Here is a 23,061-nt window from a genome sequence, read left to right as displayed (position 1 = left end):
CATATTCAATGTATTATCTACGTCAGATCAAAAATTGGCACCGAAATGGAATAAAAGGGTCCCTCCCATGCGCTTCTTTGTTGCGACGCTCCTGGCCACGGCAAGTTTTCTTGCCCCTGTCGCCGGCTTTGCCGAAAGCGCCGACGTCCAGTCCACGATCAAGAAGGTCGACGCGAAGAATTTCAGCATTACGCTGGATGACGGCAAGAACTATCAGGCGCCGGAGGATTTCGATTTCAGCGGCCTGAAACCCGGCGTCAAGGTCGACGTTTTTTACACCGAAGTCGACGGCAAGCGCGTCATCAACGATCTCGATATCGTTCAGTGAGAATTGACAGCCGCTAGCCGAACACGCGGCTGCTCCTAGATCCAGCCGATGATCTTCATCTGCGGATCGATTTTCAGGATGCGGTCCTGCGGGATCTCCGCCTCCGAGGCATCCTCTTTCGAGACATCACCGACCAGCCGGAATAGCGAACGGATGACGCCGCCATGGGTGACGCAGACGGTCGGCTTGTCGACGGACGCCAGCCACGAGCCGACGCGCCAGGAGAGGATCTCGTAGCTCTCCGCATCCTCGCCGGGCGGAATGAAATCCCATTTGCCGGCATTGCGTTCGGCAAGGCGCACCGCTTCGGTCGCCTTTAATTCCTTAATGGTAAAGCCCTCCCAAGCCCCGAAGGAGACTTCGACCAGCCGCTCGTCGGTGCCATAATCCTTGGGCGGCAAGCCCATGGCTTCCCGCGCGATCTCCATGGTCTCGCGCGTGCGCCGCATTGGGCTGGCAACGAAGTCGAAGGGCTGGTTTTCGAAGGCGAGGATCTCGGCCAGCTCAATGCCATTCTGCCGCGCCTGCGCGCGACCGATGGCGTTGAGGTCGATGTCCTTCTGGCCTTGCAGCCGGCGCTCGGCATTCCAGTCGGTCTGACCGTGTCGGATCACATAGATGGTGGGCGGCACGGTTCAGACTTCCTGTTGATCAGTCCTTGAGGACCGACATGTCGGGCGCGTCCACAGCCTTCATGCCGACGGTGTGATAACCGGAATCGACATGATGGATTTCGCCGGTGACGGCGGTGGAAAGATCGGAGAGCAGGTAAAGTGCGGAATTGCCAACCTCATCGATCGTAACGCCGCGCTTCAGCGGCGCGTTGTATTCGTTCCACTTCAGGATATAGCGGAAATCGCCGATGCCGGAAGCGGCCAGCGTCTTGATCGGGCCGGCCGAAATCGCATTGACGCGAATGCCGCGGCCGCCGAGATCGACGGCGAGATAGCGAACGCTTGCTTCGAGAGCGGCCTTGGCAACACCCATGACGTTATAATGCGGCATAACCTTTTCCGCACCATAATAGGTGAGGGTGATCAGCGAGCCGCCGTCATTCATGATTCGCTCAGCGCGCTGGGCGACGGCGGTGAAGGAATAGACCGAGATGTCCATCGTGCGGGCGAAGTTATCGCGGCTGGTATCGACGTAGCGGCCGGTCAGTTCGTCCTTGTCGGAGAAGGCGATGGCGTGCACGACGAAATCGATCTTGCCCCATTTGGCTTCGAGCGTATCGATGACGGCATCGATCGTCGCGGGTTCCGTGACGTCACAATGGCCGGCCATGACGGCGCCGAGTTCCTGGGCGAGCGGCTCGACGCGCTTCTTCAAAGCGTCGCCCTGCCATGTCAATGCGATTTCGGCACCGGCGTCCGAACAGGCCTTGGCAATGCCCCACGCTATGGAACGGTTGTTTGCAACGCCGAGAATGACGCCGCGCTTGCCTGCCATGAGGCCAGTTGCTTGAGCCATATTATGCTCCCTTGAATTACAATTGAACCTGCCTATGGCATAGGCCGATCCCCTGTTCAAGCATCGTCAAGATCATCAACTGTTAGGGATCGTAACAAAGGGTGCGCTTGTCACTGAAATTTCACAGAAAAAAGCCCTCACGCATGCTGCGCATCAAATCGGTGACTTTGTCATCCGGCTTTTCCCAAAGCATCAGGCGTAGTTCCACCACCAAGTCGCCTCTTCCGCCCTGTCCGTCCGGAAGACCTTCGCCGGAGATTCGGATGACCTGATCCGAACCGGACCAGGCGGGAACCGTCAGCCGGACCTGACCATTCAACCCCTCGACCTCCGTCTCATAACCGAGCACGGCATTTTCGATAGTGACCGGAAGCGTCGTGCGGACGTCGAAGCCATCGAGCGTGAAGCGGCTGTCGGTGGAAAGATGGACGGTGATGGCCACATCGCCGCGCAGCATGCCCGGCAATTTCAGCCCTTGATTCTTCAGGTGCAGGACCTGCCCGTTGCTGATATCCGTCGTTGCCTGGAAGCGTGCTTCGCGCCCTTCGAGGAGCGGAACGGTGATCCACTGTCCCTTGAGCATGTCGTCGAGAGTAACGGTCGCCTCGGCGGCGATCTCCGGCGTTTTCTCCGGCGGCTTGTCCTGAACGACGCCGGTGATGCGGCGCACGAGCGAGCCGAGTATGCCGAACGGGGAGCGCGAGACGCTCGAACCGGTTCCGGTCGCAAGCTGCTCCTCGTCGGCAAGGGCTTCGTCGATCGCGGCGCTGTTTACCTTTTCCGCCTCCGTGGCACCGGTGTTGGCCGTGGCCTGGCCCGGGGCCGCGCGTGCGGTCTTCACGCCAAAAATACGCTCGACCATATCTTCGGGCGATTCGCTCGCGCCGACGGTTTGCGAATTGGCGGTCGCCGCTGCCTGTGCCTTGCGGGCATTGGCGCGGGCGAGTTCTTCCATGATCTTTTCGGCGTTGGCACGCGCTGCCTTGGCGCGCTCCTCGGCTTCGCGCGCCGCCTGGCGCTGCTGCATGATGGTCTGCTCGCGGCTCTGCGCCTTGGCTTCGGCCATGTGCGCTACCTGATCGTAACGGCTGCGCTTCTGCGGGTCCTTCAGCGTTTCGTATGCACGGCCGATTTCGGCAAAGCGCTCCGTTGCGGTGGGATCGCCAATATTATGGTCGGGATGGACAGCCTTCGCCAGGTTGCGCCACGCCGCCTTGATTTCGTCTGGTCCGGCATCCCTCTTAACGCCAAGTAGCTTGTACGGATCGCGCATCATCTCAACCACCAATTTGGACGGCGCCAGGTCTCGTTGGGGCGCCCAAAAGGAAACAATAGAATGGATCGCGCTCCCTCCGTGGTCCCCGGACGCGAAGAGGGTCGGCGCGCATGTGGTGTGATCCTGCGGGAACAGTTGCTAATCAGTTGTTACGTCGGGTGCGCCCCGCTCAGGCGATCTGCCGGAATGGTTAGCCGTTCGCTAAGCCCCGGCGCGAGACGACGTTGCCGACCGTCGCGCATTGCATCGCGCCCACCGGTCCAGGCGGGGTCGCTTGATGGGAATGACGAGGAGAACGAAGTGGTCAGCCGGCCTGCTGGAAGCTCAGCAATTGCCATTCGCCCTGGCCGAGAAGGCAGGTCCTGCCGGAGAAATTGGCGATACCCTGATAGGAATGCCGGGTGGTGCGGAACTGGCGGCAGACTTGGCCGGAGGCGTTGTTTTCGACGATCGTCTCGATGACGCCGGCGCTGCCCGTCGAGGCGTTTGCCCACGGCACCGGCTGTCCGTTGAGCTTGTGGAGGTCCGCCGATGTCACGGCATTGCGCACGGTGGTTTCGTCGGAAATGTTGTCGGTGGTGACGGGTGCTGTCGGAACCGTGCCGGTGGACACGCTTCGGTCCACTTTGGCTGAACTCAATATATCCATGCCGCCGCTGACACAGCCGCCAAGGGAGAAAAGGGAGAGAATGGCAACCGCCATCGCCGCGCCTTTTACAAGCTTGCGCTTTGTATGAACCGTCGACTTTGTTATGACTTCCACCCGAGTATCTTGGCCAGCATCAGGGACTGGCGATTTTTAGGAATTGCGGAGCATTTGAGCTAATATGTCGGAAAACGAGTTAACAAGCGGTGACTTCACCGAACAGAATGAACCTTTCGCGCTTTTCGCCACCTGGCTGCGCGAAGCAGAAGCCACTGAGCCGAACGATCCGAACGCGGTTGCCTTGGCAACGGTTGATAAGGATGGATTGCCAAATGTCCGCATGGTCCTTCTGAAAGGTTTCGATAGTCAGGGATTCGTATTCTATACAAATTTTGAGAGCCAGAAAGGCCAAGAAATTCTTTCCCAGAAGAAAGCGGCCATGTGCTTCCACTGGAAGTCGCTGCGGCGCCAGGTGCGGCTGCGCGGTCTGGTTGAAGTTGTGAGCGACAGGGAAGCCGACGAGTATTACAAGACGAGGGCGCGGGGCAGCCGCATCGGCGCCTGGGCCTCAAAGCAGTCACGCGCGCTCGAGGGCCGTTTCGCGCTGGAAAAGGCGGTTGCCGAATACACCGCGCGCTATGCCCTCGGCGACATTCCGCGCCCGCCTTATTGGTCCGGTTTCCGCATCCGGCCGCTGTCGATCGAATTCTGGCACGATCGCCAGTTCCGTCTGCACGATCGAATCGAGTTCCGCCGCGAGGTGCCGGAAGGTGCCTGGGAAAAGGTGCGAATGTATCCCTGACGGGATTATGCCGGCGCCCGGCGTCCCATCAACAGCGTGGGGATGCCGGAGGCAAGCGCCGAGGCGTAGCGCTCTTTCTGATAATGGCCGTTCAAGGACAGCCTGGGTAGCAGGGTGGCCGTAGCGGTGTTTGCGGCCGTGATCGTCCCCGGCCGGGTCGTGACGCCGACCGCAAAGCCGAGTTCCGCCGCAAGCCGCGCCTCGCGTGGTGAGGCTGCATCGGCCGTGCCATAGGGATAGGCGATTGCCGCCGGCCGCCGGCCGGTAATCTCGGCAACATAATCAGCCGACAGCGACATCTCCGCCACCGCTTCCGCCTCCGGCAGCCGGGCAAGCGCCCGGTGGCCGACCGTATGGGCGCCGAGCGCGGCGAGCGGATGAGCGGCAAGCTGCTTCAATTCCATCCGGTCCATGATTGCGGCACGCACGAGATCCAGCGGCTCCACGCCGTTCTGGCGCGCAAGCTCGTCGATCCGGCCGACGGCTTCCGTCTCGTTGTGGCCATGAACATAGGCTGCGAAGCGAGCAAATATGGCCCGTCGTTGGCCACCTCTATTGAGATCGAAGCTCTCCGGGCCAGCGCCGAAATCGAATGTCAGCCTGTCCAGCCTGTCCAGCAGCTCGGCCAGCGTTTCCCACCAGAGACTATGTGTCCGCTCGGAGAGGCCCTGGGCGACGAAGACCGTGAAGGGCGCGTTGTGGCGGGCAAAGACCGGCAGCGCATGGTCGAGATTGTCGCGATTGCCGTCGTCGAGGGTAAAGGCTGCGAAGGGTTGCCTGTCGTCTTTACGTGCCATCCGCTCCGGCAGCGCATCGAGGGCGATGAAATCGTAGCCGTCTCGTTTCAGCCGGGTGAGCGTACGATCGAGGAATTCGGGCGAAATTTCCAGATGCGCGTTCGGCGCGAAGCGGCGGAACAGCGGCGGGCGGACATGGTGCAGCGTGAAGATCACGCCGAGGCCGGCGGCATCGCGCATCAGCCCGACGCTCTTCAGAATTGTGGCGGTTTCCAGCCCGCCGGAGATCGCGGCGCGCTTGAGACGGTCTCTGATGGCCTGCTCCATGAGGATTGACCCGGTTGACGAAGACCTATGCTGTATCGGACCGCCGTTAACCCTTGCTGAATCTGCGCCATATTTTCAATATGTTAACCGTTATTTTACCAGCAAAGGCAAAATTGGGAATCTCTTGAGGGTGTTGCCTCAATATCGCACCGAATATCAGGTTTCTGTCGCAGAAGCGCACAACGGGTTGACGCGGTGTATTGGCATTTGTTTCGTTTGGGGACGAATATGAAAAAATTTCTGATGGCCCTCTCTGCGGCCGTCGTGCTGTTGGCAGCGCCCGTGGCGAGCTTTGCGGGCAGCGCCTATTTCATCATGGATGCGAAGACCGGCGCGGTGCTGGCTTCGAGCAACGCCGATGATCTCAATCATCCGGCATCGCTGACCAAGATGATGACGCTCTATATGACCTTCGAGGCGATCCATCGCGGCAAGCTGAGCTGGAACAGCAAGATACCGGTGTCGCGCAACGCCGCCGGCAAGAGCCCGACCAAACTCGGCCTCAAGGCAGGCAGTACCGTCACCGTGCGCGAGGCCGTCGACGGCATGATCATCAAGTCGGCCAACGATGCCGCCGCCGCCATGGGTGAGGCGCTCGGTGGCAGCGAGAACGGCTTTGCCCGCATGATGACGCAGAAGGCGCGCGAACTTGGCATGCGCCGCACCGTGTTCACCAATCCCTCGGGCCTGCCGAGCATGGCCCAGGTGACCACCGCCCGCGATATGTCGACGCTTGCCGTCGCGCTCATCAACAACTATCCCCAAGAATACCGGCTGTTCTCGCAGACGGGCTTCACCTATCGCGGCCAGCGTGTTCGCGGCCACAATAATCTGATGTATCGCTACGAGGGCATGGACGGCATCAAGACCGGCTATACCAACGCTTCCGGCTTCAATCTCGTCAGCGCCGTGCGCCAGGGCAATCGCCGCGTCATCGGCGTCGTCATGGGCGGCGCGACGGCACGCGGCCGCGACGCGCTGATGGCTTCGCTTCTCGATCGTTACGTGCCGAAGGCCGCATCCAGCTCGACATCGCGCCTGGTGGCGAGCATCGGTGGCGGCAAAGTCAAGCAGGTCGAGGTAGCCTCGGCATCGGATGATGTCGCCGTTGACGTCGACACGCAGACCACGGCGACCACCCGCAAGCGCGCCGAGTTCACTCCGGCTCAGACTGCGACACCGCTCGCCTTTGCCGCCGTTCCGAACGTGACCGTGCCGATGGACCGCCCGGTGGCGATGGATGAAATCATGAATGCCGGCAAGCCGGCCGCCGGCCGCTGGCAGGTGCAGATCGCCGCAACCCCGACCGCGCAGGCCGCCAAGGATCTGCTCTCCGCGGCCCAGTCCAAGGCTGGCAACGCGCTCGCCAATGCCTCGCCCTATACCGAAGCCGTCGGCAAGGGCAACAACACGGTCTATCGCGCCCGCTTCGTCGGCTTCGGCAGCCGTGACGACGCGAACTCCGCCTGCGCCGCGCTGAAGCGAAACGATTTCGACTGCATGCTGCTGCCAAGCAAGGGCTGAGCGAAAATCAAAATTTGGATCTACCGAGACGGCGGGGCGAAAGCTCCGCCGTCTCGACATTTTGGGAAGAATCGTTCATTGATGGCTGGAACATAAAGGGAACAATATCGATGCTTTCCGGCCTGATCCAGCAATTCGAAAAAGCCTCCGCCAACTACGCCACTGCTAATGGCGTCGAGCGTGACGACGATTGGTTCGTGCTCAAACTGCAGGAGGAGATGGGCGAGCTCACCCAGATATGGAATAGGACGACTGGCCGCGGCCGACGCAAGGGCATGACGGATGAGGAGCTGGCGACCGCGCTGGCGGATGAGACGGCCGATGTGCTCGGCCATATCCTGCTTTTCGCCCATCGCAACGGCCTCGATCTTGCCGCCGCCGTTGAGCGGAAATGGCAATTCCGGCCGGAGGAGGGATGATCTCCAGCCACGGATTTGCCTTGTAGCGCCATTGGCGCGCTGCAGCCTATGAAGGTGGGAAATCGACCTGCGCTTCCGGGCGGGCAAGACGAAAGGCTTCAAGCTCGGTGCAGCGCTCCTCCACCGCTGACAACAGCCCATAGCCGGATAGATCGATACCAAGACGACGGGCCGCACTCAATTGCGGCACCAGATGCAGATCGGCCCAGCCGGGTTCGGTGCCAAAGCAAAAAGGCCATTGAACCGGCCGGCGCCGCAGAGTTTCCTCCAGGGCATCGAGGCCGAGAACCAGCCAGTGATTGATCCAGGCCGCGACCTTGTCGTCATCTGCCCCCATGTCGGATTGCAGAAAGCGCCGCACGCGCTGAACGCTGAGGGAATGCATCTCGGAGGCGATGAGGGCGGCAAAAGCTCTTGCTTCCGCGCGAACGATCGGGTCGGCAGGCCGCAGGCTCGGTTCAGGATAGGTCTCTTCCAGATAATCGAGGATCGCCGAGGATTGGGCTATGATATGGCCATCGATGTCGAGGGCAGGCAGGAGACCCTGAGGGTTGAGACGGGCATATTCTCCCGGTGCCAACGAACTTACGGGAACATAGGCGAAGGATATGCCCTTGAGGTGAAGTGCTATGCGCACTCTTTCTCCCGCGGAATTCTGCCAGCGTGACAGCAAGCGCATCTGGAAAATCCCTCATCGGCCATCTGAAATTTCAACCGTCGCAGGCCGAACCAACCCCGTTCAGAGGGCGATGTTCCTGACAATCTCCGGAGGCAGATGTCAGGTCTTCGTCCCGCCGACGGTGACCTGATCCATCCTGAGATGCGGCTGGCCGACGCCGACGGGGACCCATTGGCCGGCCTTGCCGCAATTGCCGATGCCGGTGTCGAGTTTCATGTCGTTGCCGATCATCGAGACGCGCTTCATAGCGTCCGGACCGTTGCCGATCAGCATGGCGCCCTTGATCGGCGCGCCGATCTTGCCGTTTTCGATCAGATAGGCCTCGGTGCAGCCGAAGACGAATTTGCCGGAGGTGATGTCCACCTGGCCACCGCCGAAGGAAACGGCGTAGACGCCCTTCTTCACCGAGGCGATGATTTCGTCCGGCGTCTTGTCGCCGCCAAGCATGTAGGTGTTGGTCATGCGCGGCATCGGCGTACTGGCGTAGCCCTGGCGGCGGCCGTTGCCGGTTGCCTTCATGCCCATCAGGCGGGCATTCTGCCGGTCCTGCATGTAGCCGACCAGCTTGCCGTTTTCGATCAGCACATTATAGGCTGAAGGCGTGCCTTCGTCGTCGACCGTGATCGAGCCACGGCGGTTTTCGATTGTACCATCATCGACGACGGTGACGCCGGGTGCGGCAACCATCTGGCCCATCAGCCCAGCGAAGGCTGAGGTCTTCTTGCGGTTGAAATCGCCTTCCAGTCCATGGCCGACGGCTTCGTGCAGCATGACGCCCGGCCAGCCGGAGCCGAGAACGACATCCATTGTGCCAGCCGGCGCATCGATCGCTTCGAGATTGACGAGCGCCTGGCGCAGTGCCTCATCGGCACCACGGCGCCAGTTCTCTTCAATGACGAAATCGCCGAAGCCGACGCGGCCGCCGGTGCCGAAGGAGCCGGATTCCTGCCGGTCGCCGTCGCCGACCATGACGGAGATGTTGATACGAGTCATCGGCCTGATGTCACGGACGCGATGCCCGTCGGCGCGAAGAATGTCGACCACCTGCCAGCTTGCGGCGACCGAGGCCGTCACTTGACGCACCTTGCCGTCCTTGTCGCGCAGATAACTGTCGATCTGCTGCAGGAGCTTCGCTTTCTCCTCGAAGCTCGGCGCCCCGATCGGGTTCTCATCGCTATAGAGCACCTTGTTGGTGCGCTGCGGTGCCGCGGCATAGGAGCCGGCATAGCCGGAGGTAACGGCGCGCACGGCATCGGCGGCACGCTTCAGCGCTGCTTCCGAGAGATCGCCCGCATGCGCATAGCCGACCGCTTCGCCGGCGACGGCGCGCAGGCCAAAACCCTGCTCGGTGTTGAAGCTGCCGCCCTTCATCCGCCCGTTGTCGAAGGACAGTGATTCCGCCTGGACATGTTCGACGAAAAGTTCGCCGTCGTCCGCGCCGGCGAGCGCGTCGGCAACGATGGTGCGCAATTTGGCTTCGTCTGCATCGAACAGGGTAAGGAGATCGGTATTCATGGGTCAGGTGCTCCGTTCTGAACGGATGTAGGCGTCGCGCGAAGAGAGAGCAAGCCCTACCGATTTACGGAAGTGCGTCGTAGCCGTCGGCAAAGCCCTTGAGGTCGACGGGAATACCGACACCTTCCTCCGGCGACTGGAAGACGATGAAGGTGGCGGTGGCACCGCTACGCAGTGTCTTCAGGAGCTCGTCCTCAAGCACCACTTCGGCATAGCAGCCGTCGGAGAAGCAGCGCACGAAATAGGCGCGGCCGATATCCTTGCCGTCGATATTGAGGCCGAGGCCATTCGGCAGCAGCACGCCGAGCGGGGCGAGCACACGCAGGATCTTCGACTTGCGATCGGCGGTCTTCAGCACGACGACCGAGAGGCCGATTTCCGGCCGGTCCTCGGCGATGACGTTCTGCATCAGCGCGCATTGCTCGGTCGCGGCACCGGCGGGCTTGTCGCAGACGACGGACCATGCGCCATGGCTCGAGCGCACCGTGCCCGGCGGTTGTGGAACCTGGCTGGTCGGAAGCTGCTGGGTATGGGTCGGCTGCTGGCCCTGCTGCTGTGGCTGCAGTTGTTGGGCTTGCGGCGCCGGCTGTGCCTGCTGCGCCGAAACGGGCACGGCAACCGCGGCAGCGATGCTGGCGGTGACAAACCAAAGCCGGGCGAGGGAACGAAAACCCATGAAAACCTCTAGATTCGAATCAGTGCCGATATTGTTGAAGCCCAGCCTGGCAAATGAAAAGCCCCGCTTGCTGAATTCCAATCGAGTGCGGCGGAAATACGACCTCTATCCTATTTTGTCACGACGATGCGATAGACCCTCATGCAATTTTTCGTATGATGATGAAATGCTTGCCATGTTTAGTGGGGCCAAGGGAGTATAGTTCGCGCAAAAATGCCGCACGGACAAATGTCGGGAGTTGTTGCGGAGTGCCCCAAACTGTGGTTTGAAGCGCAGAGGACTGTAGGGATACTGCGTTTGAGGTTGATCTGGGATCAAACGCTGGAGGGAGAAACATCGTGATTAAGAGGGCTTACGCAGCTCTGACGGCTATCGTCTGTCTGCTTTTTGCGACCGGCAGCTATGCCGATCAGCCAAAACCATGGGAAACCGGTCTGCAGGAGGCGGCAACCGGCAACATGCATGAAATACGCTGGTTCGAAGCATACACGCTTTGGTTTATCGTTCCGGTTACCTTGCTGGTGCTCGTTCTCTTGATCGTCGTCATGGTCAAGTTTCGGGCCTCCAAGAATCCGGTGCCCTCGAAGACAAGCCACAACACGGTGATCGAGGTGATCTGGACCGTAGGTCCCGTCCTCGTTCTTCTCTTCCTGGCTGTCCCTTCTTTCGATCTTCTCACCGCGCAGCTGACTTTCCCGCAAAATCCCGACGTGACCGTCAAGGCGACAGCGACGCAGTGGCAGTGGAATTATGAGTATGAAAACAGCGGTAACAACCCGCTGGCTTTCGATTCCTTCCTCTTGAAGGAGCAGGACCGCACCGCCGCCGGCAAGGAAGACAAGTCGAAATATCCGCGGCTTCTCGCCGTCGACAACGAGCTGGTGCTGCCCGTCAACAAGGTCGTGCGTGTTCTCGTCACCGCCGCGCCGACAGACGTCATCCATTCCTTCGGCATGCCGTCCTTCGGCCTCAAGATCGACGCCGTTCCGGGTCGTCTGAATGAGACCTGGTTCAAGGCTGACCGCGAGGGCCTGTTCTACGGCCAGTGTTCCGAGCTCTGCGGCAAGGACCATGCGTTCATGCCGATCGCCATCCGCATCGTCTCCCAGGATCAGTACCAGCAGTGGCTCACCACCGCTGCCGGTGACCTGAGCAAGGCGAACAAGGCCCTGATGGCCGCCGTCGATCAGCCGGCTACCGTCAATGTTGCCGAAAACGTTGCGAAGTAAGAGGGATTAGGGACAATGGCTGGATCCACGGCACACGACGATCACTCGCACGATCATAACGACGCTCACGCGCATGACGATCATCATGCTCACAAGCCCAGCTTCGCAAACCGCTGGCTTTTCTCGACGAACCACAAGGACATCGGCACCCTCTATCTGATCTTCGCGATCTTCGCCGGCCTTATTGGCTTCCTGCTGTCGCTCGCCATCCGCATGGAATTGCAGGAACCTGGCATCCAGATCTTCAGCGGCCTGGCCTCCATGGTCTACGGCTATTCGGGCGATGCCTCCATCGATGGCGGCAAGCAGATGTACAACGTCTTCGTCACCGCCCATGCGCTGATCATGATCTTCTTCATGGTCATGCCGGCGATGATCGGCGGTTTCGCCAACTGGATGGTGCCGATCATGATCGGCGCGCCGGACATGGCGTTTCCGCGCCTGAACAACATCTCCTTCTGGCTGATCGTTCCGGCCTTCCTGCTGCTGATCCTGTCGATGTTCGTCGAAGGCCCGGCCGGTGCTTACGGCGCGGGCGGCGGCTGGACGATGTATCCGCCTCTATCCGGTGTGGTTGGTCATCCAGGACCTGCGGTCGATCTGGTGATCTTTGCGCTGCATATCGCCGGCGCATCCTCGATCCTCGGCGCGATCAACTTCATCACCACCATTCTCAACATGCGCGCTCCGGGCATGACGCTGCACAAGATGCCGCTCTTTGCCTGGTCGGTGCTGATCACCGCCTTCCTGCTGCTCCTGTCGCTGCCGGTTCTGGCGGGTGCAATCACCATGGTGCTGACCGACCGTAACTTCGGCACGACCTTCTTCGCCCCTGAAGGCGGCGGCGATCCGATCCTCTACCAGCACCTGTTCTGGTTCTTCGGTCACCCGGAAGTCTACATTCTGATCCTGCCCGGCTTCGGCATGGTCAGCCACATCATCTCGACCTTCTCGCGCAAGCCGATCTTCGGCTATCTCGGCATGGCCTACGCCATGGTCGCGATCGGCGCCGTCGGCTTCGTCGTCTGGGCGCACCACATGTACACGGTCGGCCTGTCGCTCGACACGCAGCGTTATTTCGTCTTCGCGACAATGGTCATCGCTGTTCCGACCGGCGTGAAGATCTTCTCCTGGATCGCGACGATGTGGGGCGGCTCGATCGAGTTCCGCACGCCGATGATCTGGGCGATCGGCTTCATCTTCCTGTTCACGGTCGGCGGCGTCACCGGTGTACAGCTCGCCAATGCCGGCCTCGACCGCGTATGGCACGACACCTACTACGTCGTGGCGCACTTCCATTACGTGCTGTCGCTCGGCGCCATCTTCGCCATCTTCGCCGCCTGGTACTACTGGTTCCCGAAGATGACCGGCTACATGTACAACGAGAAGATCGGCAACCTGCATTTCTGGGTCACCTTCATCGGCGTCAACATGGTGTTCTTCCCGCAGCACTTCCTTGGTCGTGCCGGCATGCCGCGCCGCTACATCGACTATCCGGATGCGTTCGCCGGCTGGAACTTCGTTTCCTCCATGGGCTCCTATGTCGCAGCCGTGGGTGTGGTCATCTTCCTCTATGGCGTTTATGACGCCTTCGCCAAGAAGCGCGTTGCCGGCGACAATCCTTGGGGCGAGGGCGCGACGACGCTCGAATGGCAGCTGTCATCGCCGCCGCCGTTCCATCAGTGGGAAGAGCTGCCGCGCATCAAGTAGCCTATTTCCGGACGCCGTGATAAGCGGCGTCCGGCTCAACTGACATTGGAAATGAAAGAATGACGGTCATCGACAATCACGAAGCGCTTGCGAAGGAAGGCGATAACGGCCTCTCGGAAGCGGGTGCGCGCGATTATTTCGAGCTTCTGAAGCCGCGCGTCATGTCGCTGGTCGTCTTCACCGCCTTTGCTGGCCTCGTTCTGGCGCCGGGGCATATCAATCCGGTTCTCGGTCTGATCGCCATTCTCTGTATCGCCGTCGGCGCCGGTGCGTCCGGCGCGCTGAACATGTGGTACGACGCCGATATCGACGCGATCATGACCCGCACGGCGAAACGCCCGATCCCGGCTGGCCGCGTGGCGCCTTCCGAGGCGCTGGCTTTCGGCCTGGTATTGTCGGGCTTCTCGGTGACGATCCTCGGCCTTGCCGTCAACTGGCTGTCGGCCGCGATCCTCGCCTTCACCATTTTCTTCTATGCGGTCATCTATACGATGTGGCTGAAGCGCTCGACGCCGCAGAACATCGTCATTGGCGGTGCTGCCGGCGCTTTCCCGCCCGTCATCGGCTGGGCCTGTGTGACCGGCACCGTGCCGATCGAGAGCGTCGTGCTTTTCCTGATCATCTTCCTCTGGACGCCGGCGCATTTCTGGGCGCTGGCGCTGTTCAAGATGGGGGACTACGAGGCCGTCGGCGTGCCGATGCTGCCGAACGTGGCGGGCGTGCCCACCACGAAGAACCAGATCGTCGCCTATGCCGTGCTGACCGCGATCATCGGCGTCGTCCCGTCCTTCATGGGCTTTGCGAGCTTCGGCTACGGTATCGTTGCCGCCATTCTCGGTGCGATCTTCGTCCACTGTTCCATCTCTGTCTGGCGGATGCCCGATGGCGACGTGAAGATGGTGCCGGCGAAGAAGCTCTTCGCGTTTTCGATCTTCTATCTTTTCGCAATCTTTTCGGCGCTCTTGATCGACAGGCTCGTTGCCGTGCTGATGTCGGGCGGTGTGGGAGGATGGCTGTGATCGAACTCGTCAAGCTTACGGATAAGCAAAAGAAATCGCGGCGAGGGCGCAATATCGCGCTCGGCCTGGTGCTCGCCGGCCTGGTGATCCTGTTCTACGCGATCACCATCATCAAGGTCGGCACCGGACACGTTTGAGGAGGCGTGATGGAGGAGGGGACAACGAACAAGGCGAGAACGGCAGGCCGCAACAACGGCCTGGTGGTCGCCATGTGCCTGAGCTTCGTCGTCGGCATGAGCGCCATGTGCGCCGCCGCCGTGCCGCTCTACCGCATCTTCTGCGAGGTCACGGGCTTCAACGGCACGACGCAGCGCGTCGACCAGGCATCCAGCGTCATTCTCGACAGGCCGATCAAGGTTACCTTCGACGCCAATGTCGCTCCGGGTGTGCCCTGGGACTTCAAGCCGATGCAGAAGGAAGTCAATCCGAAGATCGGCGAGACGATCGAGATCAAGTTTGTGGCGGAGAACAAGTCCGACCAGCCGACGCGCGGACAGGCCATTTTCAACGTCTCGCCGGTGGAAGCAGGCGCCTATTTCAACAAGGTGCAGTGCTTCTGCTTCAACGAGACCGATCTGGCGCCGGGGGAAAGGCGCGAGATGCCGGTGGTCTTCTACGTCGATCCGGAGATTACCAAGGCGGAAGAGACGAAGACGATCACGGCGCTGACATTGTCCTACACCTTCTACCCACGCGATGGTGCAAAGCCGGTTGCGTCGAACGAGGGCGCGGCGACGCAGGCGGCGCAAAAGAAACTTTGATGGAGAGTGCTTTTCGGCTTGGCCGGGAGCAATATGGGAAAAAGTCATTCGGGGATTGCTGACATGGCAGAGGCGCATCAGAAGAAACACGACTACCACATCATCGACCCGAGCCCGTGGCCGCTACTGGCAGCCATCGGGGCCTTCATCATCACCTTCGGTGGCGTCGGCTTCATGCGCTATCTCAATGGCGGCTCGCTGCACCTGTTCGGCCTCGATTGGGCGCATCCCTGGCTGTTCTTCATCGGCCTGGCGCTGATCCTCTACGTCATGTACGGCTGGTGGTCGGACACGGTGAAGGAAGCGCATGAGGGCGCGCATACCCGCGTCGTCTCGCTGCATCTGCGCTACGGCATGATCATGTTCATCGCCTCCGAGGTGATGTTCTTCGTCGCCTGGTTCTGGGCCTATTTCGATGTCAGCCTCTTCCCGAACGAGGCGATCCAGGCATCGCGTACGGCCTTTCTCGGCGGGCAATTCCCGCCCAAGGGCGTCGAAGTCCTCGATCCCTGGCATCTGCCGATCTACAACACCATCATCCTGCTGCTGTCGGGCACGACGGTCACCTGGGCGCACCATGCGCTGCTGCACAACGACCGCAAGAGCATGATCCAGGGCCTGACGCTCACCGTTCTGCTCGGCGCATTGTTCTCCTGCGTGCAGGCCTATGAATATGCGCATGCACCCTTCGAGTTCAAAAACTCGATCTACGGCGCGACCTTCTTCATGGCGACCGGCTTCCATGGCTTCCATGTGTTGATCGGCACCATCTTCCTGCTGGTCTGCCTGATCCGCGCGATCAAGGGTGACTTCACGCCGAAGCAGCATTTCGGCTTCGAGGCGGCCGCCTGGTACTGGCACTTCGTCGACGTCGTCTGGCTGTTCCTGTTCTTCTGCATCTACATCTGGGGCAGCTGGGGCGCACCGATCGCCGCCGGTTAAGCGGCAGCCCGGCGTCTCGACGTTCAAAAGCGATGCAATGCTTGCCGCCGCAAAGTCTGGCCTAGTCCGGAACCTCTGCGGCGGCATTTTTTTGACCCGGCATCGCAACATCATGGTCGCCCTCCACCTCCAGGATCGCCTGTCCGCGCATAAGGGATCGCTCCGTTGCCCATTTGGATTTGCAGGACATGTGGCGCGCATACCGCGTTAAGCGCCGTCCCGCCTCCGAATTGTTCCATTTGTGAGGATGAACGACAGTTCGTCGCCGCAGGCGGCCAGGAGTGGATCGCCCGGGAAGCACTAATCTCCACCCATGCGAACGAATGGAGCGAGCTGGAACCGAACTTGGTTGCCATCGGTGTTTCTCCAGCCATCGGCATCGGCCAGCGTGCGCTTCTGGTGCTTACTCCGCATGGAAATGTGCTGTGGGATTGTACTCCCATTCTGGACGAGAAGACGCGGAGCCGCATTCTGGCGCTCGGCGGCATCAAGGCCATCTGCTTGTCTCACCCGCATTTTTATACCGGCATGGTGGAATGGAGCGAAGCGCTGGGCGGCGTGCCGATCCTGTTGCCCGAGGCCGATCTTGCTCATGTCACGCGTCCGAGCGAGCATATCCAGCCTTGGCGGGGAGACCATCGGGAGGTGCTGCCCGGCATAATTCTTCACCGGCTCGGCGGGCATTTCGAGGGAAGCAGCGTTCTGGAATGGCAGGCCGGCGCGGACGGAAATGGCGCGCTGCTCGTCGGCGACACCATGCAAGTGGTTCCGGCGAAGGGATGGGTTTCCTTCATGTATTCCTTCCCCAACCTGATACCTCTACCGGCGCGTGAAGTAAGGCGTATCGCAAGTCGCGTTGCGGACATACGCTTTGATCGCATCTACGGCGCCTGGAGCGACAAGTTCATCGCGAGCAAGGCAAAGGACGGTGTCGCCCGCTCAGCGGAACGGTATATTCGGCTGCTCGAATCATAGCCGTTGGGCGCGAAAGTCGCAGCCGAGGCGGCATGTCGCATTGCGACGCGGGGCTGAGCGCGCCATGTTAAAACATGAGCGATTTGCAGCTAGACGATATTTTGAAAGAGCTTTCAGCGCGCGAGCCTATCTTCGACAGTCGGGAGTTCGGAACATCGCGGGCCGATCTCGAACGCATGACCGATGAGGCGTTCTGGGAGATCGGCGCGAGCGGCAAGATCTATCAGCGCAGCTATGTGATCGAGACACTGCTAAAACGCTACGACAAGGCGCCAGAGCCTCATGGTTGGCCCTGCCGGGACTTCACGATAACGCCTTTGGCGGACAAGCTTTTTCTTCTCTCATATACTCTGGAAGAGCCGGGACGCATAACGCGTCGCTCGACCATCTGGCGCCGAACGGATGAAGGCTGGAAGATCGTCTTTCATCAAGGAACGCCACTCAGTTGATCCCTGTTTCTGTTTGCCGAACGGTCTGGCCTCCAACATCTGCCGCAAGCCGCTCAAATGCTGTCGGCCGCGAAACGCCCCGCTCTATGAGCCGCTTGATCTCCTCGGCGCAGGCCTCAGCGCTCCTGACCGAAGTATCGACCTCCAGATCGTAGATCCACGGTCGGTGCACCTCTTCCTGCCAGGCAAGCACCGGTGCCGGGATCGGCTCGTCGGCGGAAACACCGACATAGGTGCCGCGCCGTTCGGGGCCTTCCGCCAGACGCCGTTGCATGATGATCTCGATCGGGCAGCGCACACCGATGAAAAGGACGGGCAGGCCGGCCAGTTGCCGGGCGCAATCCGCGAGGATGCCCAGCGGACGCGAATGCGCGTCGTGATGGCCGAACTCCGCGACGACGTTCAGTCCCAGCCGGCTATGGGCGGCAATAGAGGCATAGAGCGCGGCATAAAAGCGCGGGACAAGCGGTTCGAGATCCGGTCGTTCGCCGCCGGGGCGCAGGCCGATGCCTGGCCGGTAGCGTTGCGGCGTGGCGTGCCTGACATAGGTGTCGACGCCGAGATTCATCCAGGGACCGTCGAAACCGGCCTGAATAGCCGCGGCAATACTGGATTTTCCGGATCGCGGCGCACCGTTCAGAATGATGATCTGGCCGGTGTCGTGCTCTCGATTGAGTTCCATGGGCCTCCTCCGTGGCGTTTCTATTATAGCATGCTCGCGTGTGCACTCAGCTTTTGGATTGGACGGGCAGCCGCATCGCGGTTACTGATGACGAAAGGGGCGAGAGGTGGAGCTCGTCCGGGATGATGGACCGATCGAGACCAGACCTTGAACTCAGAGCAAGACAAAACCCCGGATGGGGCAAGCAGCGACAGCGCCCTGTTTCCGCCTGTCGATCCCTTCAAGGTCGGCATTCAGGGATGTTGCCCGCGTTGCGGAAATGGCAAGCTCTTCGATGGGCTTTTGTCGCTGAAACCGCGCTGTGCCGCCTGCGATCTCGACTATGCCTTTGCCGATGCCGGCGACGGGCCGGCGGTCTTTGTCATCCTCATCGTCGGCTTTATCGTTATCGGTGCGGTCCTGTGGCTGCAGGCCAATTACGGACCACCGATCTGGGTGCATATCCTGCTGTTTGCGCCGCTGACCATCATCCTGTCGCTTCTGTCGCTGCGCTGGTGCAAGGGCATTTTGATTGCCCTGCAATATCGCAACAAAGCCAGCGAAGGGCGTCTTCATCGTGACTGAGGCCGCTATGCCCGCTCGCCGCGCTAACCCATTCTGGCAGGTCGGCAAGGTGCTGATCCTGCTTGTGGCGCTTGGCATCCTGCTGGCGCTCGGCACCTGGCAGGTCGAGCGGCTGCACTGGAAGGAAGGTTTGCTTGCCGATATCGCCGAGCGTCAATCGGCGCCTGCCGTGCCGCTGTCGGCGATCGAGACCATGGCCGCGTCCGGCGGCGATATCGAATATCGCGTCGTCACGGCGACGGGCCATTATCTCAACGATAAGGAACGGCATTTCTTCACGACCTATGAAGGCGATGCCGGTTATCATGTCTATACGCCCTTGCAGCTTGCCGACGGGCGCTACCTCTTCGTCAACCGGGGCTTCGTGCCCGATGTCGACAAGGCGCCGGAAAAGCGCATGCAGGGGCAGCTGACGGGCGAGCAGACCGTCACCGGCCTTGCCCGGGCCAAGCTCGCCGGCCAGCCCTCCGGCATCCCGGACAATGATCTCGCCAAGGATATCTTCTACTGGAAGGACCTCGACGCCATGGCGGCGAGCGACGGGCTGCCGAAAGACAAGGTGCTGCCCTTCTTCGTCGATGCCGGCAAGGCGCCGAACCCCGGCGGCCTGCCGATCGGCGGCGTCACCATCGTCGACCTGCCCAACAGCCATCTGCAATATGCCGTCACATGGTATGGCCTGGCGGCGGCGCTCACCGCCATCGTCGCGATCTCCTGGTGGCGCAAACATCATCCGGGCGCGCCTCAGCAATAGAGACATGCAATAGAATAGCTTCATTTCGATGGGATATTGGGCTAGAGCAAGCGGCAAGGCGAACCTATCTATTGCTTTGCCATCGTCCCGGATTTCGGAAGAGACATGAACATAGCAGTTTCCAAACCTGACCTGACCATCCGGCTCTGCGGCCCGCGCGGCTTCTGCGCCGGCGTCGACCGCGCCATCCAGATCGTCGTGCTGGCGCTGAAATCCTATGGCGCGCCGGTCTATGTCCGCCACGAGATCGTGCATAATCGCTATGTGGTCGAAGGGCTGGAAGCCAAGGGCGCCATCTTCGTCGAGGAGCTGGACGAGATCCCGGCGGAGCATCGTGCCCAGCCGGTGGTTTTTTCCGCCCATGGCGTGCCGAAGGCCGTGCCGGAAGATGCGGACGCCCGCAATCTCTTCTATCTCGACGCCACATGCCCGCTGGTTTCCAAGGTGCACAAGCAGGCCATGCGCCACAATCGCCTCGGCCGCCACGTCGTTCTCATCGGCCATGCCGGCCATCCGGAAGTGATCGGCACCATGGGCCAGCTTCCCGAAGGCACGGTGTCGCTGATCGAGACGGTCGAGGATGTCGATGTCTATGAGCCCGCCGATCCCGACAATCTCGGCTACGTCACACAGACGACGCTCTCGGTCGACGATACCGCCGGCGTCATCGCGCGGCTGCAGGAGCGTTTCCCGAACCTGACGGCTCCATCGGCCGATTCGATCTGTTACGCCACCACCAACCGCCAGGAAGTCGTGAAGCAGGCGGCTCCCGGCTGCGATCTCTTCATCGTTGTCGGCGCTCCGAATTCGTCCAATTCCAAGCGTCTGGTCGAAGTGGCGCTGCGGGCAGGGGCGACGAAGTCCGTGCTGGTGCAGCGCGCTTCCGAGATCGATTGGGACGACATCGGCGATATCAAGACCGTCGGCCTGTCCGCCGGTGCATCTGCGCCAGAGGTTATCGTCAACGAGATCATCGAAGCCTTCCGCGCCCGCTATAATGCGGTGGTGGAGCTGGCCGAGACGGTCAAGGAGACCGAGAATTTCCTCGTCAATCGCGAGCTGCGCAACATCGAACTGACGACGGCCGACATGGCTTTCGTCAACGGCGATTGAAGAATGGCCACCTCGTCCTTCGAGGCCTTGCCGCTTGCGCTGACGCTGCATCGGCAAGGCACCTCAGGATGAGTTGGAGAAAGTTTCGCCACCAGGCACCATAGATCAGCCCTCATGGTGAGGAGGCCCGTAGGGCCATCTGGAACCACGGGGCGGGTGGCTGCCGGTGGCCAGCGCGTATCTAACAGGGAATAATTCGTGGCCGTTTATACCGATATTACCGAAGACGATCTGAAGTGGTTCCTGACGGAATATGATGTCGGCACATTGCTCTCCTATAAGGGCATTGCCGAGGGCGTTGAAAACTCCAATTTCCTGCTGCACACCTCGCGCGATCCGCTGATCCTGACGCTCTATGAAAAGCGCGTGGAAAAGAACGACCTGCCGTTCTTCTTGGGCCTGATGCAGCATCTGTCGAGCCGTGGCCTTTCCTGCCCGCTGCCGCTGCCGCGCAGGGATGGCGAACTGCTCGGCCACCTCTCCGGCCGCCCGGCGGCGCTGATCTCCTTCCTCGAGGGCATGTGGCTGCGCAAGCCCGAGGCGAAGCATTGCCGCGAAGTCGGCAGGGCGCTGGCCGCCATGCATGTCGCCGGCGAAGGTTTCGATATCAAGCGGCCGAACGCGCTGTCGCTGGCCGGCTGGCAGGGGCTTTGGGAAAAGTCCGAGGCCCGCGCCGATGAGGTCGAGCCCGGCCTGCAGGACGAAATCCGCGGCGAGCTCGAATTTCTCGGCCGCCATTGGCCGAAGGACCTGCCGGATGGCGTCATCCACGCCGATCTCTTCCCGGACAACGTCTTCTTCCTCGGCGACGAGCTGTCCGGCCTGATCGACTTCTATTTCGCCTGCAACGATCAGCTCGCCTACGACGTCTCGATCTGCCTCAACGCCTGGTGCTTCGAGAAGGACGGCGCCTATAACATCACCAAGGGCATGGCGCTGCTGGAAGGCTACCAGAGCGTCCGTCCGCTGAGCGAGGCCGAAATCGCCGCCCTGCCGACGCTGTCGCGCGGCTCGGCGCTGCGCTTCTTCCTGACCCGCCTCTACGACTGGCTGACGACGCCCGCCGGCGCCATGGTCACCAAGAAGGACCCGCTCGAATATCTGCGCAAGCTGCGCTTCCACCGCCAGATCGCTTCATCAGCCGAATACGGGCTGAAGGCATGAAACAGGTCGATATTTTTACCGACGGCGCTTGCTCCGGCAATCCCGGCCCAGGCGGCTGGGGTGCTGTGCTGCGCTATGGCGATAAGGAAAAGGAATTGTTCGGCGGCGAGGCCGAGACGACCAACAACCGCATGGAGCTGATGGCGGCGATCTCGTCGCTGAACGCGCTGAAGAGCCCCTGCGAGGTCAACCTCTATACCGATTCCAAATATGTGATGGACGGCATCTCCAAGTGGATTTTCGGCTGGAAGAAAAACGGCTGGAAAACCGCCGACAAGAAGCCGGTGAAAAACGCCGAACTCTGGCAAGCGCTCGAAGAAGCCCGCAATCGGCATCAGGTGACGCTGCACTGGGTCAAGGGCCATGCCGGACATCCGGAGAACGAGCGGGCGGATGAGCTGGCGCGTAAGGGGATGGAGCCGTTTAAGCGGAAGTAGGGGTGGGTGTTGGTGGGCTACAACGCTTGATGGCCGCTTTGCGCCCTCATCTCGGTCATACAGGCCGTTTTCGCGCTTGCCTGAAAGCAGAAATCCGTGTTGGTGCCAGCATCAATACTACATCTGATTATAGCTGTCATATTCCTTCAACAACTCGGTCTGCTGCTTTGCAAGCTGTCGTATTTGCGCACGGTCCATGCGTTCTAAGTTCGCTCTTGGAGCAACAATGACTTGATCGGGCTTGGCGTCCACGTCCAACCACCAGCTCTCCTCATCATTTACAAGACCAGCTATGCTTTGGCTAAGCCCTGTCCCACGGTCGTTGGTACATGTGTGAGAAGCCTTCACGTATCGCATAGCGAAAAAGTCGCGGTAGTATGACACCGACAAGTCAGGAGAGGAAAAGTACTGGAACAGTTCCATGATGCTAGATTCTGCCCTAGAAAATTTGGTTGTCTGATCTCCAGTTGACCAAATAGCAGCGACAGTGAACGCCAGACGCAATCTTCGAGATTCCGCAGCGATCCTCCCAGCAAGCTCGGCCTGAAATATCGAGGGATCAATGTCCTCTCGGGCGGTAGCAATGATGGATGTTCCGTCGCCCTGTGCGGCATACGAATAGGCCTTGATCTTATTGGGATAGAAAAGCTCACATATGCTGCCAGCCTGCTGCACCAACTCTTGGAAGCTGCGATTTCGGTCTCCAGCAGTCAGTTGTTCTTTGACAAGTACCGTCTGCCACGCTGCAGTAGCAGCAGCAATAATAGATACCGCCAAGGCGGCAACCGCGATTATGTTCGAATATGCATTTGATTGCGCATTCTGATTAAGGGGCCGTACTCGAGCCTTACTTGGCTGTCGAA

27 protein-coding genes are annotated in these 23,061 nt (G+C 60.6%); 17 read left to right on the top strand and 10 right to left on the bottom strand.

From position 1 onward, the window contains the following. The first annotated feature begins 67 nt into the window (after positions 1-67). Positions 68-328: a DUF1344 domain-containing protein gene (locus AB6803_RS20450; RefSeq protein ID WP_007703658.1), complete on the top strand. Its 261-nt coding sequence runs from the start codon at positions 68-70 to the stop codon at positions 326-328. Between the two features lie 35 nt (positions 329-363). Here AB6803_RS20450 and AB6803_RS20445 read toward each other — a convergent pair whose 3' ends face one another. From AB6803_RS20445 to AB6803_RS20430, 4 genes are all read right to left on the bottom strand, one after another. Then, the gene (locus AB6803_RS20445) at positions 364-960 is read right to left on the bottom strand and encodes a histidine phosphatase family protein (protein WP_371110609.1); all 597 of its coding nucleotides are present in this window, start codon (positions 958-960) and stop codon (positions 364-366) included. Between the two features lie 19 nt (positions 961-979). Next, positions 980-1,798 carry an enoyl-ACP reductase FabI gene (gene fabI / locus AB6803_RS20440; protein ID WP_371110608.1) on the bottom strand — a complete coding sequence of 273 codons (819 nt, stop codon included), beginning with the start codon at positions 1,796-1,798 and terminating at the stop codon, positions 980-982. Positions 1,799-1,919: 121 nt separating this feature from the next. Then, on the bottom strand, positions 1,920-3,071 hold the full coding sequence (locus AB6803_RS20435; RefSeq protein WP_371110842.1) for a DnaJ C-terminal domain-containing protein: 1,152 nt from the start codon (positions 3,069-3,071) through the stop codon (positions 1,920-1,922). Positions 3,072-3,378: 307 nt separating this feature from the next. Then, positions 3,379-3,837 carry an RT0821/Lpp0805 family surface protein gene (locus AB6803_RS20430; RefSeq protein ID WP_371110607.1) on the bottom strand — a complete coding sequence of 153 codons (459 nt, stop codon included), beginning with the start codon at positions 3,835-3,837 and terminating at the stop codon, positions 3,379-3,381. A 64-nt stretch (positions 3,838-3,901) separates the two neighbouring features. Between AB6803_RS20430 and pdxH the strand changes: the two genes are divergently transcribed. Then, positions 3,902-4,522, top strand: coding sequence for a pyridoxamine 5'-phosphate oxidase (pdxH, locus tag AB6803_RS20425; protein WP_371110606.1), 621 nt, complete (start codon positions 3,902-3,904; stop codon positions 4,520-4,522). 5 nt (positions 4,523-4,527) lie between these two features. Here pdxH and AB6803_RS20420 read toward each other — a convergent pair whose 3' ends face one another. After that, positions 4,528-5,586, bottom strand: a complete 1,059-nt coding sequence (locus AB6803_RS20420; RefSeq protein WP_371110605.1) for a polysaccharide deacetylase family protein — start codon at positions 5,584-5,586, stop codon at positions 4,528-4,530. A gap of 228 nt (positions 5,587-5,814) precedes the next feature. On the opposite strand from AB6803_RS20420, the gene AB6803_RS20415 reads away from it, so the two are divergent. Together AB6803_RS20415 and AB6803_RS20410 are read left to right on the top strand one after the other, a co-directional pair. Further along, entirely contained in the window at positions 5,815-7,110 is a 1,296-nt protein-coding gene (locus AB6803_RS20415; RefSeq protein ID WP_371110604.1) for a serine hydrolase, read from the top strand. 110 nt (positions 7,111-7,220) lie between these two features. Further along, a complete protein-coding gene (locus AB6803_RS20410; protein ID WP_371110603.1) occupies positions 7,221-7,529 on the top strand; it encodes a pyrophosphatase in 309 nt (102 codons plus the stop codon). Between the two features lie 46 nt (positions 7,530-7,575). Here the strand turns inward: AB6803_RS20410 and maiA are convergent, their stop codons facing one another. From maiA to AB6803_RS20395, 3 genes are all read right to left on the bottom strand, one after another. After that, complete coding sequence (maiA, locus tag AB6803_RS20405; RefSeq protein ID WP_371110602.1) at positions 7,576-8,208, bottom strand: maleylacetoacetate isomerase; 633 nt, start codon at positions 8,206-8,208, stop codon at positions 7,576-7,578. Positions 8,209-8,307: 99 nt separating this feature from the next. After that, positions 8,308-9,723: a metalloprotease TldD gene (tldD, locus tag AB6803_RS20400; protein WP_371110601.1), complete on the bottom strand. Its 1,416-nt coding sequence runs from the start codon at positions 9,721-9,723 to the stop codon at positions 8,308-8,310. Between the two features lie 64 nt (positions 9,724-9,787). Further along, positions 9,788-10,399 (bottom strand): invasion associated locus B family protein, encoded by a 612-nt coding sequence (locus AB6803_RS20395; RefSeq protein WP_371110600.1) that lies wholly within the window; start codon positions 10,397-10,399, stop codon positions 9,788-9,790. Between the two features lie 338 nt (positions 10,400-10,737). Here AB6803_RS20395 and coxB point away from each other — a divergent pair, with 338 nt between their 5' ends. From coxB to AB6803_RS20355, 8 genes are all read left to right on the top strand, one after another. Further along, positions 10,738-11,628, top strand: a complete 891-nt coding sequence (coxB, locus tag AB6803_RS20390) for a cytochrome c oxidase subunit II (RefSeq protein ID WP_371110599.1) — start codon at positions 10,738-10,740, stop codon at positions 11,626-11,628. Positions 11,629-11,643: 15 nt separating this feature from the next. After that, positions 11,644-13,338 (top strand): cytochrome c oxidase subunit I, encoded by a 1,695-nt coding sequence (ctaD, locus tag AB6803_RS20385; protein WP_371110598.1) that lies wholly within the window; start codon positions 11,644-11,646, stop codon positions 13,336-13,338. 59 nt (positions 13,339-13,397) lie between these two features. Beyond that, the gene (locus AB6803_RS20380; protein WP_371110597.1) at positions 13,398-14,357 is read left to right on the top strand and encodes a heme o synthase; all 960 of its coding nucleotides are present in this window, start codon (positions 13,398-13,400) and stop codon (positions 14,355-14,357) included. Beyond that, the gene (locus AB6803_RS20375) at positions 14,354-14,494 is read left to right on the top strand and encodes a hypothetical protein (protein WP_007693934.1); all 141 of its coding nucleotides are present in this window, start codon (positions 14,354-14,356) and stop codon (positions 14,492-14,494) included. The genes AB6803_RS20380 and AB6803_RS20375 overlap by 4 nt, the downstream gene beginning before the upstream one ends. 9 nt (positions 14,495-14,503) lie before the next feature. Further along, on the top strand, positions 14,504-15,118 hold the full coding sequence (locus AB6803_RS20370; RefSeq protein WP_371110596.1) for a cytochrome c oxidase assembly protein: 615 nt from the start codon (positions 14,504-14,506) through the stop codon (positions 15,116-15,118). A 63-nt stretch (positions 15,119-15,181) separates the two neighbouring features. Further along, entirely contained in the window at positions 15,182-16,060 is an 879-nt protein-coding gene (locus AB6803_RS20365) for a cytochrome c oxidase subunit 3 (RefSeq protein ID WP_371110595.1), read from the top strand. Positions 16,061-16,405: 345 nt separating this feature from the next. Next, complete coding sequence (locus AB6803_RS20360) at positions 16,406-17,035, top strand: hypothetical protein (protein ID WP_371110594.1); 630 nt, start codon at positions 16,406-16,408, stop codon at positions 17,033-17,035. Between the two features lie 74 nt (positions 17,036-17,109). Then, complete coding sequence (locus tag AB6803_RS20355) at positions 17,110-17,484, top strand: DUF4440 domain-containing protein (protein WP_371110593.1); 375 nt, start codon at positions 17,110-17,112, stop codon at positions 17,482-17,484. Here the strand turns inward: AB6803_RS20355 and AB6803_RS20350 are convergent. Then, positions 17,477-18,166: a chloramphenicol phosphotransferase CPT family protein gene (locus tag AB6803_RS20350; protein WP_371110592.1), complete on the bottom strand. Its 690-nt coding sequence runs from the start codon at positions 18,164-18,166 to the stop codon at positions 17,477-17,479. The genes AB6803_RS20355 and AB6803_RS20350 overlap by 8 nt on opposite strands. A gap of 147 nt (positions 18,167-18,313) precedes the next feature. Here AB6803_RS20350 and AB6803_RS20345 point away from each other — a divergent pair, with 147 nt between their 5' ends. The 5 genes from AB6803_RS20345 to rnhA all read left to right on the top strand — a co-directional run bounded on the left by AB6803_RS20345 (position 18,314) and on the right by rnhA (position 22,198). Next, entirely contained in the window at positions 18,314-18,730 is a 417-nt protein-coding gene (locus AB6803_RS20345) for a DUF983 domain-containing protein (RefSeq protein ID WP_371110591.1), read from the top strand. Between the two features lie 7 nt (positions 18,731-18,737). Further along, positions 18,738-19,484 carry an SURF1 family protein gene (locus tag AB6803_RS20340; RefSeq protein WP_371110841.1) on the top strand — a complete coding sequence of 249 codons (747 nt, stop codon included), beginning with the start codon at positions 18,738-18,740 and terminating at the stop codon, positions 19,482-19,484. Between the two features lie 105 nt (positions 19,485-19,589). Continuing rightward, the gene (gene ispH / locus AB6803_RS20335) at positions 19,590-20,597 is read left to right on the top strand and encodes a 4-hydroxy-3-methylbut-2-enyl diphosphate reductase (RefSeq protein ID WP_371110590.1); all 1,008 of its coding nucleotides are present in this window, start codon (positions 19,590-19,592) and stop codon (positions 20,595-20,597) included. A 198-nt stretch (positions 20,598-20,795) separates the two neighbouring features. Further along, positions 20,796-21,761, top strand: coding sequence for a homoserine kinase (locus AB6803_RS20330; protein ID WP_371110589.1), 966 nt, complete (start codon positions 20,796-20,798; stop codon positions 21,759-21,761). Continuing rightward, the gene (rnhA, locus tag AB6803_RS20325; RefSeq protein WP_007693897.1) at positions 21,758-22,198 is read left to right on the top strand and encodes a ribonuclease HI; all 441 of its coding nucleotides are present in this window, start codon (positions 21,758-21,760) and stop codon (positions 22,196-22,198) included. Before AB6803_RS20330 ends, rnhA begins: the two co-directional genes overlap by 4 nt. 117 nt (positions 22,199-22,315) lie before the next feature. Here rnhA and AB6803_RS20320 read toward each other — a convergent pair whose 3' ends face one another. Beyond that, the gene (locus AB6803_RS20320) at positions 22,316-22,975 is read right to left on the bottom strand and encodes a hypothetical protein (protein ID WP_371110588.1); all 660 of its coding nucleotides are present in this window, start codon (positions 22,973-22,975) and stop codon (positions 22,316-22,318) included. Positions 22,976-23,061 lie beyond the last annotated feature (86 nt).

The sequence above is a fragment of the Rhizobium sp. RCC_161_2 genome (genome assembly GCF_041355235.1).
GTDB lineage: Bacteria > Pseudomonadota > Alphaproteobacteria > Rhizobiales > Rhizobiaceae > Rhizobium.
Note: the sequence above shows the minus strand (reverse complement) of the source record. Positions and strands in the feature narration are given on the sequence as shown.